Genomic DNA, 15,818 nt, shown 5'->3' with positions numbered 1-15,818 from the left:
GACTCCTACGCGACCGAGATGGTGATCGTGCCGGAGTAGGCGCCGATCGCCGCGCCGTCGGGGTAGTCGACCCAGAGTCTCGGAGTCCACGTAACCGTCTCAGACGGCCAGACACTGCCCGTGCGATCGACGACGATCTTCGGGCTGCCGAGATTCTGCCTCGGAGCCGAGGTCGAGCCCCCGACATTGCCCGCAATGGCGGTCGCCTCGTAAGTCACCGCGCTCTTGGGGATGGTGCCGTTGGTGCCGACGAAATCGGTCGACGAGGCGGTCGCGGTCCAATCGACCGGTGAGCCCACCACGCCCCCGGTCGACGTCACCGAGATGAGCGTGAGCGTGCCGTTGGCGCTCTTCGCACCGGGAACGACGGTGGCCCACTGCCCGGCGACGGTGATCGACAGACCGGACCGGCCCGCGGCGGCGGTCAATGCGCGATTACCGCCCGGAGTCGTCGGGGCAGGGGCCGACGTGGTCGGCGCGACCGCCGTGGCAGGCGTCGTCGTCGTCGTGGTCGTGGTCGTAGCCGTGGCTTCGTCCGAGTCGCCCCGGGAGACGTAGCGCTCACGGGTGGTCGTCGGCGCCGCCGTCGTTGTCGCCGCTGCCGCAGTGGTGGTGGTGGTCGTGGGCGCGGCCGTCGTGGTCACCTCGTTCGCCCCATCGGACGGCGCTGCCGTCGCGGTGGGCGCGCCGACGAGGACCAGGGCCCCGACAGCGGCCAGGGACAGACGGAGGCCTCGCGGCATCGTGTTGCGCCACACGGCTACTGCTCCGATCCCGACGGGCGACGCTTCCGCACCACCAGGTAGCCGCCGACTCCGGCGACGGCGAGCACCGCCACCACGATTCCGGCGATCAGCGGCCACGACGTCGAGTCGGACGCGCCGACCGACTCGCCGTCACCCTTGTCGGGAAAGGTGAGCGTCGCCGACGTGTCGTGCTTGATGATGCCGCTCTCGAGCTCGACGTCGGCCTTCCACGGACCGGCGGGCAACGCGACACTGTCGGGCACGGCGATGACGACCTCGCCGTCCTCACCGGGCGCGATGGTCGCGACCGCACTGTCGATGGGGCCGGCGGACAGTCCCCCGGGGCCGCCCGAAAGGTTCAAGGTCCCGGCAAGATCGACCGCTCGTCCGCCCGTGTTGGTGACCGAGGCGACGACGGACGCGAGCCCGTCGGCCGTGCGACGCGGCGTCAGGCTGGAGATCGTGAAGTCGGCGGGCGGACCGTTGCCCGGCCCCACCGACAGGTAGACCCGCACCCCGACGCGTGATTCGTTGGTGATGCCGTTCGACGCCGGGGCCTTGTGGGACGCCCAGATCACGGCGTACTGCTCGACCTCCGGCGCATCCTGCGGCACGGCGATCGTCACGGCCACCTCGGCCTGTTCGCCGTCGGCGAGGTCGACCGTGGGCCGGTCGACGGAGATCCATGACGAGAGTGCGTTCGTCTCGCCCGGCTCCCCCAGCGCGAATGTCCCCTTCGCGACTCGTGCGGCACCGGCGTAGACGTCGATCTGCGCGGGCGCGCCGGTGTCGTTGGACACCATCACATGTCGGGTGACAGTGGTGCCCGGCGGGAGGTTGTCGACGATGTAGCGCAGTGCCCGAGGATCGTCCTTCAGCGCGACCGGCGCGTCGAGCAGGCGCACGCCGATCGATCCGTCGGGAGTGGCCTGATCCGGGGCAGCAAGAGCCGACGCGGGCACACTGACGGCCGCGATGACGGCCACGAGGAACGCGAGGAGGGAACGCATGGATCACTTTCTGGCCGAACGGCCGGAGACGCAGGAAGCGTCCCCGGCCGATGGGTACCGAGCTCTAGGCGACCGAAATGGTGATGGTGCCCGTGTAGCTACCGATGGAGGCGCCGTCCGGGTAGTTGACGGTCAGGGTCGGGCTCCACGTCGCGACCTCCAACGGCCACGTCAGGCCCGTCCGGCTGACGACAGTCTTGGGAGAGTCGAGGGTCTGCTCTCCGGTCGACGCGAGCGTGCCCCCACCGACCTTGCCCGCGGGCGACGAGGCCGAGTAGGTGACCGCGCTCTTCGGGATGGTCTCGTTGGTGCCGACGAAGTCCGTCGAGGATGCGCTGGCAACCCACCCGCGCGGCGCCTGGTTACGGCTGTCACTCACGGAAACCAGGGTCAACAGACCGCTGGCCTTACCGGCCGTAGGCGTGACGGTGCCGAGCCCACCGGCGACAGTGACGGACAGGCCACCACCCTCGGTTCCGAGGATGGAGAAATTGACGGTGGTGCTGGCGTCGTTGGCGGCGTTCGCGGCGGTGGCCGGGACGACGAGACCGGCGGCAGCGACCAGGCCGGCGGCGAGAAGCGTTACTTTGCGCATGTTTCCTCTTCGGGGGGGATGTTCGGGTGGAACAGACAGCAGCCCGTTACCGAACAGAACCAAACGGCCCGATTCGGGGGTCGACTATTGATACTCGACAGTTGGTCAAGTGTCCAGTAGGGGAATCGAATTATTTTGCTCGGCTCGGACGGTACTCGGAACGTTTGTTTGTTTTGCCGTTTTCGCGCTTCTCGATCCGGACGGCACCCGGCGATGGCATTGGCGGGCACCGACTCTGATCGTTTTCGCAGCTGGGGCGCCGAGGTCGGCACTAATATTCGGGATCGTGACTTCGACGGGGTGGTGGTTCCGGGCCAAGCACGCGCTCGACACTCGGGGGCCGTTTCCGCGCCGTCGGCGCGGCTCGCTCGCCGACGCGGTGGCCGGACGCCGGGTCCTGGTCACCGGGGCGTCGTCGGGGATCGGCCGGGCCGCCGCGATCGATCTCGGTGCGGCCGGTGCGACGGTGCTGCTCCTCGCCCGTCGCGAGGCCGAACTCGACGAGGTCGTCCGAACCATCGAGGCCCACGGTGGGAAGGCGTTCGCCTACCCGTGCAACCTCAACGACGCCGACGCGACCGACGCGACGATCGCTCGGATCCTGGACGAGCACGCCGGCGTGGACATTCTCGTCAACAACGCGGGCCGCTCGATCCGGCGGCCACTCGACCAGTCCTACGACCGGGCACACGACTTCGAACGGACCATGCGGCTCAACTACTTCGCTGCGGTGCGCCTGATGCTGGCCGTACTGCCGGGGATGCGGGAGCGTCGCTACGGGCAGGTGATCAACGTGCTGTCGGCCGCGAACCTGTTCGGCGGACCCGGCTACAGCGCGTACGTGGCGTCGAAGGCCGCGCTCGACGAGGTGTGCGCCAGCTTCCAAGCCGAAACACTCAGTGAGAACGTCACGTTCACGTCGATCTACATGCCGCTGGTGCGGACCGCGATGGTCGCCCCGAACAATCAGTACCTGAAGGCCGCGGCGCTCAGCCCCGAGGAGGCGGGCCGGGTCGTCTGCGACGCGATCGTCCACCGGCCGCGGCGCATGGGCCCGACGTTGGGACGTCTGACCCGGTTGATCGACGCGATCAGCACCGAGCGCGCCGACGCCGCCCGGCACCGGAGGTTCGCGTCGGGCGGCTGACCGGCCTGCTCACCACTGCGGCATCAGTTCGGACTGCCTGTCGGCCACCATCTCCCGGATCGCCTGCAGCACCGTGGCCGCCGCGGGTCGGCGCAGCCGTCTCGGCGCCAGGCACGCCGAGAACTCGAGGGTGATGGCGACGTCCGACGGCAGCACTCGCCGGAGCGTCGGCTCACGCTCGGCCACGAACGCGGGCAGCAGTCCGATCCCGGCACCGGCCAGTGTCGCCGCGGTCTGCGCCTGAACACTGGTCGAGCCGAAGGTGACCTTGTGGTTGCCGGTGAGCTTCGTCAGCACATCGAGGTCCTCCACCCGGAGCAGGCCCTCGATGTAGTAGACGAGCGAATGCCCCTCCAGGTCCTCGAGCGACGTCGGCATGCCGCGTTCGGCCCGATACGCGTCGGATGCGTACAGGCCCAGCCGATAGTCCGTCAGTTTCTCGGCGCCCGGTCGCCCGAAGACCGGCTCGCCCACTCCGATCTCGATGTCGGCGCCGGCCCCGAACGCGCTGAGCCGTGTCTGGGTGACGATCTCCACGAGAAGGTCGGAGTTGATGCGGTGCAGGTCGGCCATCAGCGGCGCGATGAAGTACGAACCGAAGGCCTCCGTCGTGGCGATCCGCACGAGCCCGGAGAGTTCCCGTTCGCGGGGCGTGATGCTGGCCAGATCGCGCACATCGGTCAGCGCCGATTCGATCTGCTCACACGATCGCAGCAACCGATGACCCAGGTCGGTCAGTTCGCATCCCTGGACGCCCCGCACCAGGACCGGCGCGTGCAGTTCCGCCTCCAGCGCGGACATCCGCCGCGACACCGTCGCATGGTTGAGCCCGAGGGCGGACGCGGCCCCGACGAGCGAGCCGCACCGGGCGATTTCCAGCAGCACCACGAGATCATCCGCACGCATATTGACTCCCGGCTCGCCTGTGCATTGCCGCACAGCTTGTGTGTCGAATAGGGCCTTTTCCGGCGCTGTAATCTAGCTCACTCTTGTCCCACGGTCGACGTAGACACCTACAGCTCGACATCGGACGGAAGGGCACCACCATGAAGATCGGTTGGATCGGCCTGGGCAACATGGGGTTGCCGATGGCTGCAAATCTGCACAGTGCGGGGTTCGAACTGGTCGGTTTCGACCTGTCGTCCGCCGCCCGCGACGACGCGGCAGCCCACGGCATCCCCACCACCGATTCGCCCGTCGACGTCGCAGCGGACGCCGACGTCCTGATCACCATGCTGCCCAAGGGCGACCACGTGCGTGCAGCCCTGCTCGACTCCGGCGCCCTCGCCGTCACCGCTCCGGCCGCGCTGGTGATCGACTCCTCGACGATTGCCACCGCCCAGGCCGTCGACATCGCCGCGGCCGTGGCCGCGACAGGTCGTCGCTTCCTGGACGCCCCGGTCTCCGGTGGCACCGCCGGCGCCGCGAACGCGACGCTGACGTTCATGGTGGGCGGCGCGGAAGCGGACCTCGACGAGGCTCGCCCACTCGTGCAGGCCATGGGCACGCGCGTCTTCCACGCCGGCGACCTCGGCGCGGGCCAGAGCGCCAAGATGCTCAACAACATGATGCTGGCCGCGAACATGCAGAGCACCTGTGAAGCCGCGGCACTGGCACAACGTCTGGGTATCCCACCGAAGACGGTCATCGAGATCGCCGGCGTCTCCACCGGCGACAGCTGGGCGCTGCGCAGCTACTACCCCGTCGGCGGCGCCGTGGAGTCCGCACCGTCCAGCAGGGATTTCACGGGCGGCTTCGCCGTCACCCTGATGCGCAAGGATCTCGGCCTCGCGCTCGACGCGGCGGCCTCGCACGGAATCGACGCCTCGGCCACCGCGGAGGTCGCCCGACGACTGGACCTGCTCGCCGACAACGGTTTCGGCGGCCTCGACTTCTCGGCCCTGATCCGCCTCGTCGACGGCACGATCGAGATCGAGCCTGCCCGGGAGGGGGTCCGGTGACCGCACAGTTGACCGACCCGGCTCCCGAGACGCCCAAGCAGAAGACCCCCGCCGGCTTCCACCGGATCGTCGCGGCCTCCATGGCCGGGACGGTCGCCGAGTGGTACGAGTTCTTCCTCTACGGCATGGCGGCCGCGCTCGTCTTCGGCGACGTGTTCTTCAAGGCGACCGGCAATCCGCTCGACGGTGTGATCGCCGCTCTGCTGACCTACGCGATCGGCTTCGTCGCCCGGCCGATCGGCGGCATCATCTTCGGGCACTACGGCGACAAGTTCGGCCGCAAGAAGTTGCTGCAGGTCTCGCTTCTCGTCATCGGGGTCTCGACCTTCCTGATCGGCGCGATCCCGAGCTTCGACCAGATCGGTTATGCGGCCCCGATCATCCTCGTGGTACTCCGCTTCATGCAGGGCATCGCGATCGGAGGCGAGTGGGGCGGCGCCGTGCTGCTCGTCGCCGAGCAGAGCCCCGACGACAAGCGTGGGTTCTGGGCCAGTTTCCCGCAGGTCGGCGCGCCACTCGGCAACGTCCTGGCGACCGTGGTGCTCCTGGTGCTGTCCTTCGCGCTTCCCGAGGCCGCCTTCCTCTCGTGGGGTTGGCGTGTGGCGTTCTTCTTCTCCGCCTTCATCGTTCTGATCGGCTGGTTCATCCGTACCAAGGTGGAGGACTCACCGATCTTCAAGGACGCCGCCGAGGAGCAGCCGCAGGCGGAGAGCACGTGGAAGGCGATCAAACGCGTCTTCCAGGCACGCCCCCGCGAGGTGCTCACCGCGATGGGCGCCCGGGTGATCGAGAACATCCTCTACTACATGGTCGTCACCTTCTCGCTGACGTACCTGAAGGTGCAGCTCGACGTCGACACCTCCACCATCCTGACTCTGATGCTGATCTCGCACATCGTTCACGCCGCGATGATCCTCGTGTTCGGCTGGATGTCCGACAAGGTGGGCCGCCGCCCCGTCTACCTCGCCGGCGCGACTCTGGCCACGGTGTACTGCTTCGTGGCATTCCCGTTGATGGACACCAAGTCCGACGCGCTCATCCTGTGCGCGATCACGGTGGGCCTGATCATCCACGCCGTCATGTACGCACCGCAGCCGGCGCTCCTCTCGGAGATGTTCCCCACGCACATGCGCTACATCGGTGTTTCCCTCGGCGCACAGGTCACCGCGATCTTCGCCGGGTCCCTCGCCCCGGTGATCGCCACGATGCTGTTGCGCACCTTCGACAGTTGGGTTCCGATCGCGATCTACGTCGCGGTCGCCGGACTGATCTCGATCGTCGCGGTCCTGTTCATGCGCGAGACCAAGGGCACCTCGCTGGCCGCGCTCGACGACGAACACCGCGCCCGCTTCGGCACTTCCCTGTGAATTCTGCTCTACCCCTGAAAGGTTCATCACCCATGCGCACCATCCCCCACTGGATCAACGGCGCCCCCGTCGCGGGCGGCTCCGACACCATCGATGTGCTCGACCCGGCCACCGACCAGCCGGTCGCCACCGTGCCCATGGCGGACGCAGCCACGGTGGACGCAGCGATCGCCGCTGCCGCGAGCGCCTTCGACGGCTGGGCCGCCACGCCCCTGTCCAAGCGGGCCCACGTGCTGTACCGGTTCCGTGAACTGCTCTTGGCCAACCGTTCCGAGCTCGCTGCGATGATCACCGAGGAGCACGGCAAGACCCTCGACGACGCCGCCGGCGAGATCTCACGAGCGGCTGACTCCGTCGAACTCGCTTGTGGTGGACCGGCACTGGCCCGCGGCGGCACGTCGCTGCAGACCGGTCCGAACATCGACACCAAGTCGGTGCTGCATCCCCTGGGTGTCTGCGTGGGCATCACACCGTTCAACTTCCCCGCGATGATGGGCATGATGATGGTGTCGGTGGCCCTGGCGGCGGGTAACACCTTCGTCTGGAAGCCGAGCGAGCAGGATCCCGGCGTCTGCCTGCGTATCGCCGAGCTGTTCCGGGAGGCCGGTCTGCCGGACGGCGTGCTCAACGTCGTGCACGGTCGGCAGGACACCGTGGAGCAGCTGATCGATTCGCCCGACACCGAGGCGGTGTCGTTCGTGGGTTCGAGCAAGGTGGCGCACATCGTCTACTCGCGGGCCGCGGCCGCGGGCAAACGCGTGCAGGCCTTCGGCGGCGCGAAGAATCACATGATCGTGATGCCCGACGCCGACCTGGACGTCGTCGCCGACCAGCTCACCTCCGCCTGCTTCGGCGCCGCCGGCCAGCGGTGCATGGCGATCTCGGTGGCGGTGGTCGTCGGCGACACCGCCGAGCCCCTGCTCGACAAGCTCGTCGGCCGCGCCCAGCAGGTGCGCCTCGGCGCCGGCAATGCCCCGGACACCGAGGTCGGTCCCGTGATCAACCGCCAGTCGCAGCAGCGCATCCAGGCCGCCGTCAAGGAGGCGGTCGCGGCCGGTGCCCGGGCGGTGGTCGACCGCAGCACCGAGGTCGTGGCCGGATACGAAGGCGGATACTTCATCGGGCCGACCGTGCTGGCCGACGTCGACGTGTCCTCGCCCGCGTACCAGGACGAGTTGTTCGGCCCGGTACTCGTGGTGATGCGGGTGGACTCGCTGAACGACGGTCTCGCACTGATCGCGAATCACCGCTACGGCAACGGGGCATCGATCTTCACCAGGGACGGGGCCGCGGCCAACGAGTTCGAACGCCGGGCGTCCGCGGGCATGGTCGGCATCAACGTCGCCATCCCCGTCCCCGTGGCGGCGTATGCCGTCCAGGGCTGGAAGGACTCCGCCTACGGCGACACCGGCCTGAACAACGCATCGTGGAGCTTCTACACGCGTCCGAAGTACGTGACGTCACGTTGGGACAGCGTCGCGGGCACGGACTTCGGTTTCCGCCCGAACTGATCGGCGCGACAGCGCACCGGAGCGGGCGGCGGCCGTCGGGGCGTCGCCCGCTCCGGTCGTTCCGCCGGGCGATCCGGACAGGCCCTGTACGCCGCCCGGCCGGGCAATTAGTGTCGAAAGGACACAGGTCGAACAGGCCGAGGAGATGATTCGCCATGTCGATCACACCGAACATGTCGATGGAAACCCACCCGGACATCGTCGCGCTCCGCAACAGCTACGACGAACTCGGCGGAGGTCCGGCCCTCCAGGTTGCGGAGGGGTTGATGGTGCTGGCCGGTCTCTACGCGGCGGCGTCGTCGTGGATCGTCGGATTCAGCGGGCAGACGTCGCTCATGATGAGCAATCTCATCTGTGGTCTCGCGGTGGCACTGCTGGCCGCCGGGTACGCGACCACGTACGGCCGCACGCACGGGATCGCTTTCGTCGCACCGCTTCTGGGGGTGTGGCTGATCGTGTCGCCGTGGCTCGTCTCCGGCGTGAGCACGAGTACGGGGATGATCCTGTCGAACGTCGTCGTCGGTGCCGTGGTCGTCGTGCTGGGCGCGGCGGGGATGGCGATGGCGATGACCCGGCGCGGTAACCACAGGTAGTGCACGAACACCCCGGTCGACGGCCGGTGCGGGCGATCCAGACCGTCGGGGTCGCGGTGCTGGCGGTACTGGTCATCGCGGTGACGCTGTCGCTGACAGGATCGTTCCTGCTGGCGGCGGCGTTCGGGGTGGCGTGCGCGCTCGGTGTCGCCGCCACCATGCTGCTGTGGCAGATCCTCCCGCCCACCGACGAGTGACCTTTCCCGCCCGCAGCCACGTCCGGCGCTCGCCGCTGGGCGCCTGTCCGACGCGCCGCCTACGCCGGGGCGGTGGCCGCGGCGTCGTCGTCCTCCGGGCGTCGGTGCTGCAGTCGGGTGGCGGTTGCGAGTCCGACGGCGAGGAATCCGGCCGCGACGAACAGCGACCAGCGGGTGGCGTCGGCGAAGCCCTCGGACAGCGCGTCGGCGGTCTCGGGTCCGGCCGGGCCGAGCCTGCCGTGGTCGCCCTGCTCCCGGATCGGTGGGATGGTGCCGCCGGCCGAGTCACGGGTGCTGTCGACGAGTCCCGACTCCACCTGCGGCGGCAGCGCCACCGGTTCGAGGCGGTCGGTGAGGGCGTGCGCGAGCCCGAGCGAGAGCACGGTCCCCAGGATCGCAGTGCCCAGCGCGGCGCCCAGCTGACGGACCGTGCTCTGCGTCGCCGATCCCTGGCCGGACTCCGACGTCGGGATGTCGACGAGAACCGTGCCGGTGAGCTGCGCCGACGCGAGCCCCAGCCCGAGGCCGTAGATCGCGAGCAGCAGCGCCAGCAGCCACGCCGCCGACGACGGCCGCAGGTACAGCGCGAACGCCAGGACGCCGACCACCTCGAGTGCCAGACCGAGCATCACGGTGCGCGGGGCACCGAAGCGGGCGGTGACGTGACGCGCGGCCGCTCCGGACGCGAACGCGCCGAGCGCCATCACCGCGAGCACGTAGCCGGCGCCCAGTGTGCTGAGCCCGTACGCGTTGACGAGGAACAGCGGTAGCACCAGCAGCAGACCGAACTCGCCGATCGCGACCGCCATCGCGGTGCAGTTGCCCCAGCTGAAGGTGTGGAACCGGAAGAGCCCCAGATCGAGGATGGCGGAGTACCGGATCCGCGCCCGGTGCCGCTCCCACAGGACGAATCCGACGAGTGCGACGACGCCGACGGCGGCGACGACCGGGGTGGCCGAGATCGGCGCCGTCGACGGCCACGTCGCCCCGAACACGTGGAGATCCGCGATGGGCTTCCACCAGCCGATGGTCTGGCCCTCGATGAGCGCGAAGATCAACGCGCCGAAACCGATTGCGCTCAGCAGCAGACCCACCACATCGAGTCCGGGCACGGTGATCTTCGCCCGGGTCTCGGGGACCGTGAGAAACGCGCCGATGATGACGAGGATGCCGATCGGCACGTTCACCAGGAAGATCCACGGCCACGTGAACGACGTCGTGAGCCAGCCGCCGAGCAGCGGGCCCACGGCCGCCATGCCGGAGATGACCGCGCCCCACACTCCGAACGCGATGGCCCGGTCGCGTCCGCGGAACGTGGCGTTGACCGTCGACAGCGTGCACGGCAGCACCAGCGCGCCGCCGACGCCCTGCACGACGCGGGCGACGATCAGCGCCGTCGAGGACTCCGACGCCGCCGCCATCAGGCTGCCGCCGATGAACACGACGACACCGGCGACGAAGAGCATCCGGCGGCCCAGCCGGTCGCCGAGGCGGCCGGCCGTGAGCAGCAGTGCTGCGAACACCACCGAGTAGATGCTGTTGATCCACTGGGCGTCGGTGAGGTCGAGACCCAGTTCGTCGATGATCACCGGGAGCGAGACGTTGACGATGGTGCCGTCGACGACGATGAGCGACAGACCGGCGGCGAGGACGCCGAGCCCTATCCACTCCCGGCGGCCTACCCGCGGTTCGTCCTCGAGCGATTCCACGGTCATGGTGTGCGCCTTTCTCCCGGTGGCGCGTCTCGATACGACGCTACCGCGATTCCACCAGAGCCGACGCTGCCCCGACGGGTAAATCCGTTGCAGATTCGGTCATTTCAAACTTTCGAACGATTTTTTCGACGCCCACCGCGCAGGGTGTTCACGCGAACGCGATGACCTGCTCCCCCCACGCCGCGCGCAGCGGTCCGTCGAGATCGGCAACCACCGTGTCGTGCTTGTCGATCACCAGGGTCGAGCGGCCGTCGCGGTCGTAGGCCCGCCACTCGGGCTCGCCTTCGAGCCCGAGTGGGGTCCCGGCCTCGGCGAAGGCCAACCAACGGTGCTGCATCCGCTCCGACACCCTTCGTGCCGTGGACAATCCGCCCAGAAGATAGGTGATCTCCCGGGGACCGTGGGCGATGTTTCCGAACACGTAGGGCAGTTCGGTCGCGTGTGTGGCACCGATCTTCAGTGCCTTCAGCATCGGGGTCGCGTAGTCGAAACGGTACAGCCACGTGGGGGCGTAGCGGCTGTGCGCCTCCACGATCCACAGCGTCGGCAATCGGAATCCGAGGTCGCGGGTCAGGCCCATCGCGTCGTTCCTGGTGGCCAGTCCCGAGTACGCCGACTCGATGCGGGCCTGATCGGGAAACTCGACGTCCGGGTGCTCGGCGGCGATCTCGGCGAACATGCCGCGGATGACGTCCGGGTCGAGCGGCATCAGCGGCGACTTCATCAGTTTGAACAGTGAGGCCTCGTCCTTGTTCGTACCGATCAGCAACGGGACTCGCAGCGCGGTGCCGTTCCAGTACGCGTTGACCGGGTAGTCCGGTATCAGCGTGCCGTCCACCACCGGCCCGAACGCGAGTGTCCCGGGGGTGTCGGTGGGGATGCGTGAGAACAGCTCGTCCGACGCGGCGAGCAACTCGTCGGTGCTCGCGGTGAGCAGACGATCGACGGGATCGTCTGCGCCGCCGAGGATCTCCAGGAACAACTGCGCTACGTGCGCGGCCCTCTCCTGGTTGTACACCGACGTGGCCGGTGAGCTCTCGGCGATCGCGCGGTGGAACAGCCCCCGCGCCGACGGCATCGTCAACAAGGTGGTGACCGCGCCGCCGCCGGCCGACTCACCGAACACGGTGACACAGTCCGGGTCGCCACCGAAGGCCGCGATGTTCGCCTGCACCCAGCGCAGGGCGGCGATCATGTCCTGCATCGCGACGTTGGTGTCGAACCGGTGACGGTCGCTGCTCAGCGACGAGAAGTCGACGAAGCCGAAGGCACCCAGTCGGTAGTTGATCGTCACGACGACGACGTCTCCCGCCTCGGCCAGCGCCCGTCCGTCGTACACCGGCTGACTCGACGCACCGCGGAAGTACGCTCCGCCGTGGATCCACACCATCACCGGCTTCTTCGTCGCGCCGGCGTCGGCGGCCCACACGTTGAGCGACAGGCAGTCCTCGTCCTGCCGAACGTCGTCGCCGAGTGACATTCCCGGCATCGCGCTCTGCGGGCCCACCGGTCCGAATCGGTCGGCGTCGAACACCTCGGCCCACGGCTGCGGGGGCACCGGAGCGCGGAAGCGACGATCACCGGTCGGGGCGGCCGCGTAGCGGATCCCCTTCCACACCGCGACCGGCCCGCAGTGGGTGCCACGCACCGGCCCGTAGGTGGTCTGGATGATGGCCGTATCGGTTCGGGGGGCAGCGTAAGTCATGTCTCTCCTCCTTCGGTTCGGTGCGCTCACGCGGTGAGCGCGGTGACGATGTGCGAGACCTGCAGTCCCGCAAGCAGGACGAACAGCACGGTCATGATGGCCGCGTTGTGCTGGATCAACTCCTCCTTGACCACACCCAGCGCCGCGGTGACCCGCTTCGAGGGAACGGCGGCGAGGACGGCCAGGACGATCAGAGCGGTGCCGCCGAGGACGGCGAAGAGTGCCGTCAGTGCGGCGGCGTGACTCGGCGGCAGATGCCCTTCCGCGATGAGGGCTCCGGCCTTGAGTTCGAGTGGCAGGTTCTTGGCGTTCGGCACGGTCAGCAGCAGGCTGAGCACCGCGGCGCGGCCGGGTCCCATCGTGTCGATCTGCGCCATCCACGTCGGCATCACGGCGGGCGCGCCGTTCCGGGGGCGCCCCCGCCAGGTGAGGACGGCCAGCACCACGAAGGTAAGCCCGAACAACGTGGCGAAGATCAGCTGGGTGGGGTGGGCGGCACGGCCCGCGTGCGCGGCACTCGTCCTGGTCGTCGCGGCGGTGATACCGACGACGACGGCCGAGGCCGCCACGGCGGCGGCAGTGAAGGCGAACGCGTTCGTCCTGGCCCGCGCGGACAGCAGGATCGCGATCAGGGCGGCCACCGGGATAGGGCTGACGACCATGCCCAGTGCGAGTGGAATGATCTGTCCCGCTGTGTGTCCCATCTCGGCTCACGTCCCTTCGACGCTCGGGATGCGGGAGCTGTCCGTCAGCTCGTCGGTCGGTCCCGGCCGGCATCCGAGGGGAACACTAGGAGCGCCGATTCGGCGGTCGCGGCGGACGTTCGGGTATTGCGACATCACGCCGTGACGGCGGGCACACCACCCGAGAGGTGGTCAGTCCAAGCGCACGGAGAGAAGCACCGAGTCGTGCTCCTGCACCAGTTCGGCCGTGCCGACCTTCGCTGCCAGAGCGGTGAGGCCCACCCCGTCCGAGCCGTCGCGGGAGATCCGTCCCGGCGAGCGAATTCCGATGCAGATCAACGATGTCCGCGGATCGACGACCATCGTCAGAGACAGGGTCCCGCCGGTTCCGTGCCGTATCGCATTGGTGAAGCCCTCGGACAGGACGTCGATCGCATGCTCGAGGCGTACCGGGCTCGCCGACAGCAACGGCCAGACGTCGGGATCGATGTCGCTGCGGACCGGTACCGCGGCCGACCACATCCCCACCAGCTCGGTGATCTGCTGTCGGGCGTCGGAGGTGGGGATCCGCGGACGTGACTTCTCGTCGGCCACCTCTCGGAGTACCCGGCCGAGGATCTCCGAGACGGTTCCCTCCACCGAACGACCATCGGCCGGACGCATCGGTGCCGGCGTGGCCGCGCCGTGCATCGTGAGGGCCGCGGCCACCAATTCGCCCTGCACCGAGGAGTGCAGGACGTGAGCGAGCCGGCGACGGGCCGCCACCACCCGTCCGTGCACCTCCGCCGACAGGTGACTCTGTTCCGCGAGCGCCGTGGCGAGTTGCTGCTCCTCCAGCGCGCGTTGCTCGTTGGCGGCCCGGATCAGGCACATCGCGAGCGCGGCGAACGGATAGAACGCGATACCCGGCACGACGAACGCCGGGGGGAACCCGACGCCGCCGAGGATCAGCCAGAACGCCACCGCGGTGACGGCGCCGACGGCGCTGTACGCGGCCGCGAGAAACCCGGTCCGCGCGGCCGCGTTCCCGATCCGCACCGCCACCTTCGCCACGACCCAGCTACCCGACACGCACACGACCAGCCCGGCCGCGACCTGCAGGACGGTTTCACGCACGCCGTAACTCGTGACCAGATACGTCAGGACGACCGCGGTGTACAGGAGCACCGGCAGCACGAGTGGGGCCGGGCGCACCGCCTGCAGTACTCCGTGCAGACGTTCGCGCAGGGTCAACACCGGCAGCGCGACGCTGGGCCGCGGCGGCGGCGTGACGTCGTCGAACAGCGCGTGGCTCATGGGCCGGACGATCTCCTCCGAGATGCCGCGCAGTAGACGCGCGCCGCTCGCGGAGTCGATGCCGGCCCTGTCGGTCGCGGCGAGCGCCGAATCGATCTGCGCCGCCAGATCGTCGGCGTAGCGGCGCCCCAATCCGGCCAGGTACTCCTCGTCGACGCGCCGCTGCTCGTCGAGCGCCGTGCGAGCAGCCCGCAACCGCCGCATCGTGGCGTCGTGCTCCCGCACGGAGTCGACGAGGATCGCGATCAGCGAGAGCGCCACCACCGCGGTGGTCATGTTGATGAAGAGCCTGGCCCAGAGCGACCGGTCGTCGGTGGCGAAACCGTTGAACACCAACAGCGCGTCGAGCAGGAACGGCCGGCACGCCCCCAGCGCCGCGAACACGATCAGGGAGACGACCGGGCGGTGCCGGGGACGGTCCGGACGTAACACCGTGAGCCACGCGACCAGCAGAGCGAGACCCATGATCAGGTGCACCATGACCGCGACACCGAAGTAGGTCGGCCAGTCCCGGGGGCTGCGGGCGGTGATGTAGCTGCCCATCACCGTGACGGCGAACGGGGCGGTCAGAATCCACGACCAGCGGGTGACGGCGGAGCTGCCGCCGATGCGCGCCAGCCACGGAAACCGACGAATCAATCGGACTCCGCCGGCAATCCGAAGCGGCGGACGTACAACTGCGCTGCCGCGACCCGCGGGTTGATGTCGGGGTTGTGGTTGACCCCCAGCGCGTCGAAGGTGCGGGTCACCATCTTCTCGACGCTGCGCAGACTCGACGCCCGGCGCCGGGCGATCTCGGCGTTGGACCATCCGAGCGCGATACAGCGCAGCACATCGAGTTGGGTCCGGGTGAGGTGGCCGAGGGCGGCATCCGGGCCGTCGGGAAGGTGCCGAGGCGGCAGCGGCTTCTCCGCCAATGCGGATTCCACCGCCGCCACGAGTTGCTCGACGGACTCGAGCGCCACCTTGTCGAGGAACACCGAGCCCGCCGGAACGCCCTCGCCCGGTGCGATGCTCGCCCGCGGATAGTTCGTGAGGAACACCGTCGCGCAGTGCGGCGCCCGCGCATGCACGATGGTCGCCATCTCCATGCCGTTGGGGCGCGACCCGAGGTCGATGTCGGTGACCAGGACGTCCGGGTCGATCTCGTCGAGATCGGCGAGCGCGGTCGCCGCGGACGGGCGGTCGTGAACCTCGAATCCCGCGTGCCGCAGCGCGTCGGCCACGAGCGAGCGCATGAGCGGCTGGTCCTCGACCACCAGCGCCCGACGCACCCACGCAGCTTCTTTCAC

General features: G+C 69.0%; 15 protein-coding genes. 6 read left to right on the top strand and 9 right to left on the bottom strand.

Annotated elements, in window-relative coordinates:
• Positions 1–5: 5 nt before the first annotated feature.
• The 3 genes from A6I89_RS12010 to A6I89_RS12000 all read right to left on the bottom strand — a co-directional run bounded on the left by A6I89_RS12010 (position 6) and on the right by A6I89_RS12000 (position 2,351).
• The gene (locus A6I89_RS12010) at positions 6–743 is read right to left on the bottom strand and encodes a hypothetical protein (RefSeq protein ID WP_232244840.1); all 738 of its coding nucleotides are present in this window, start codon (positions 741–743) and stop codon (positions 6–8) included.
• Between the two features lie 17 nt (positions 744–760).
• On the bottom strand, positions 761–1,756 hold the full coding sequence (locus tag A6I89_RS12005) for a COG1361 family protein (protein WP_022593298.1): 996 nt from the start codon (positions 1,754–1,756) through the stop codon (positions 761–763).
• A gap of 64 nt (positions 1,757–1,820) precedes the next feature.
• A complete protein-coding gene (locus A6I89_RS12000; RefSeq protein WP_005516445.1) occupies positions 1,821–2,351 on the bottom strand; it encodes a hypothetical protein in 531 nt (176 codons plus the stop codon).
• 286 nt (positions 2,352–2,637) lie between these two features.
• On the opposite strand from A6I89_RS12000, the gene A6I89_RS11995 reads away from it, so the two are divergent.
• Positions 2,638–3,498, top strand: a complete 861-nt coding sequence (locus tag A6I89_RS11995; RefSeq protein WP_005516446.1) for an SDR family NAD(P)-dependent oxidoreductase — start codon at positions 2,638–2,640, stop codon at positions 3,496–3,498.
• Positions 3,499–3,507: 9 nt separating this feature from the next.
• Here A6I89_RS11995 and A6I89_RS11990 read toward each other — a convergent pair whose 3' ends face one another.
• Complete coding sequence (locus A6I89_RS11990) at positions 3,508–4,404, bottom strand: LysR family transcriptional regulator (RefSeq protein ID WP_044990207.1); 897 nt, start codon at positions 4,402–4,404, stop codon at positions 3,508–3,510.
• Positions 4,405–4,487: 83 nt separating this feature from the next.
• On the opposite strand from A6I89_RS11990, the gene mmsB reads away from it, so the two are divergent.
• From mmsB to A6I89_RS24395, 5 genes are all read left to right on the top strand, one after another.
• Complete coding sequence (mmsB, locus tag A6I89_RS11985) at positions 4,488–5,459, top strand: 3-hydroxyisobutyrate dehydrogenase (RefSeq protein WP_080668343.1); 972 nt, start codon at positions 4,488–4,490, stop codon at positions 5,457–5,459.
• On the top strand, positions 5,456–6,826 hold the full coding sequence (locus A6I89_RS11980) for an MFS transporter (protein WP_013414443.1): 1,371 nt from the start codon (positions 5,456–5,458) through the stop codon (positions 6,824–6,826). Before mmsB ends, A6I89_RS11980 begins: the two co-directional genes overlap by 4 nt.
• A 32-nt stretch (positions 6,827–6,858) precedes the next feature.
• Entirely contained in the window at positions 6,859–8,337 is a 1,479-nt protein-coding gene (gene mmsA, locus A6I89_RS11975) for a CoA-acylating methylmalonate-semialdehyde dehydrogenase (RefSeq protein WP_022593295.1), read from the top strand.
• Positions 8,338–8,492: 155 nt separating this feature from the next.
• Positions 8,493–8,930 carry an SPW repeat protein gene (locus tag A6I89_RS11970; RefSeq protein WP_022593294.1) on the top strand — a complete coding sequence of 146 codons (438 nt, stop codon included), beginning with the start codon at positions 8,493–8,495 and terminating at the stop codon, positions 8,928–8,930.
• A complete protein-coding gene (locus A6I89_RS24395; RefSeq protein ID WP_022593293.1) occupies positions 8,930–9,127 on the top strand; it encodes a hypothetical protein in 198 nt (65 codons plus the stop codon). The genes A6I89_RS11970 and A6I89_RS24395 overlap by 1 nt, the downstream gene beginning before the upstream one ends.
• Positions 9,128–9,186: 59 nt before the next feature.
• Here the strand turns inward: A6I89_RS24395 and A6I89_RS11965 are convergent, their stop codons facing one another.
• From A6I89_RS11965 to A6I89_RS11945, 5 genes are all read right to left on the bottom strand, one after another.
• Positions 9,187–10,842: a DHA2 family efflux MFS transporter permease subunit gene (locus A6I89_RS11965; protein WP_022593292.1), complete on the bottom strand. Its 1,656-nt coding sequence runs from the start codon at positions 10,840–10,842 to the stop codon at positions 9,187–9,189.
• A 148-nt stretch (positions 10,843–10,990) separates the two neighbouring features.
• A complete protein-coding gene (locus A6I89_RS11960; protein ID WP_022593291.1) occupies positions 10,991–12,547 on the bottom strand; it encodes a carboxylesterase/lipase family protein in 1,557 nt (518 codons plus the stop codon).
• Positions 12,548–12,573: 26 nt separating this feature from the next.
• Positions 12,574–13,251 (bottom strand): GAP family protein, encoded by a 678-nt coding sequence (locus A6I89_RS11955; RefSeq protein ID WP_022593290.1) that lies wholly within the window; start codon positions 13,249–13,251, stop codon positions 12,574–12,576.
• 171 nt (positions 13,252–13,422) lie between these two features.
• Complete coding sequence (locus tag A6I89_RS11950; protein ID WP_022593289.1) at positions 13,423–15,165, bottom strand: sensor histidine kinase; 1,743 nt, start codon at positions 15,163–15,165, stop codon at positions 13,423–13,425.
• The gene (locus tag A6I89_RS11945) at positions 15,162–15,818 is read right to left on the bottom strand and encodes a response regulator transcription factor (RefSeq protein ID WP_013414437.1); all 657 of its coding nucleotides are present in this window, start codon (positions 15,816–15,818) and stop codon (positions 15,162–15,164) included. Before A6I89_RS11945 ends, A6I89_RS11950 begins: the two co-directional genes overlap by 4 nt.

It is taken from the genome of Prescottella equi (assembly GCF_002094305.1).
Lineage (GTDB): Bacteria > Actinomycetota > Actinomycetes > Mycobacteriales > Mycobacteriaceae > Prescottella > Prescottella equi.
Note: the sequence above shows the minus strand (reverse complement) of the source record. Positions and strands in the feature narration are given on the sequence as shown.

Coding starts and splice junctions, on each gene's coding strand:
- A6I89_RS12000 (WP_005516445.1), bottom strand. CDS start 2,351: ATGCGCAAAGTAACGCTTCTCGCCGCCGGCCTGGTCGCTGCCGCCGGT.
- mmsA (WP_022593295.1), top strand. CDS start 6,859: ATGCGCACCATCCCCCACTGGATCAACGGCGCCCCCGTCGCGGGCGGC.
- A6I89_RS11955 (WP_022593290.1), bottom strand. CDS start 13,251: ATGGGACACACAGCGGGACAGATCATTCCACTCGCACTGGGCATGGTC.
- A6I89_RS11970 (WP_022593294.1), top strand. CDS start 8,493: ATGTCGATCACACCGAACATGTCGATGGAAACCCACCCGGACATCGTC.
- A6I89_RS12010 (WP_232244840.1), bottom strand. CDS start 743: ATGCCGCGAGGCCTCCGTCTGTCCCTGGCCGCTGTCGGGGCCCTGGTC.
- A6I89_RS11990 (WP_044990207.1), bottom strand. CDS start 4,404: ATGCGTGCGGATGATCTCGTGGTGCTGCTGGAAATCGCCCGGTGCGGC.
- A6I89_RS11965 (WP_022593292.1), bottom strand. CDS start 10,842: ATGACCGTGGAATCGCTCGAGGACGAACCGCGGGTAGGCCGCCGGGAG.
- A6I89_RS12005 (WP_022593298.1), bottom strand. CDS start 1,756: ATGCGTTCCCTCCTCGCGTTCCTCGTGGCCGTCATCGCGGCCGTCAGT.
- A6I89_RS11960 (WP_022593291.1), bottom strand. CDS start 12,547: ATGACTTACGCTGCCCCCCGAACCGATACGGCCATCATCCAGACCACC.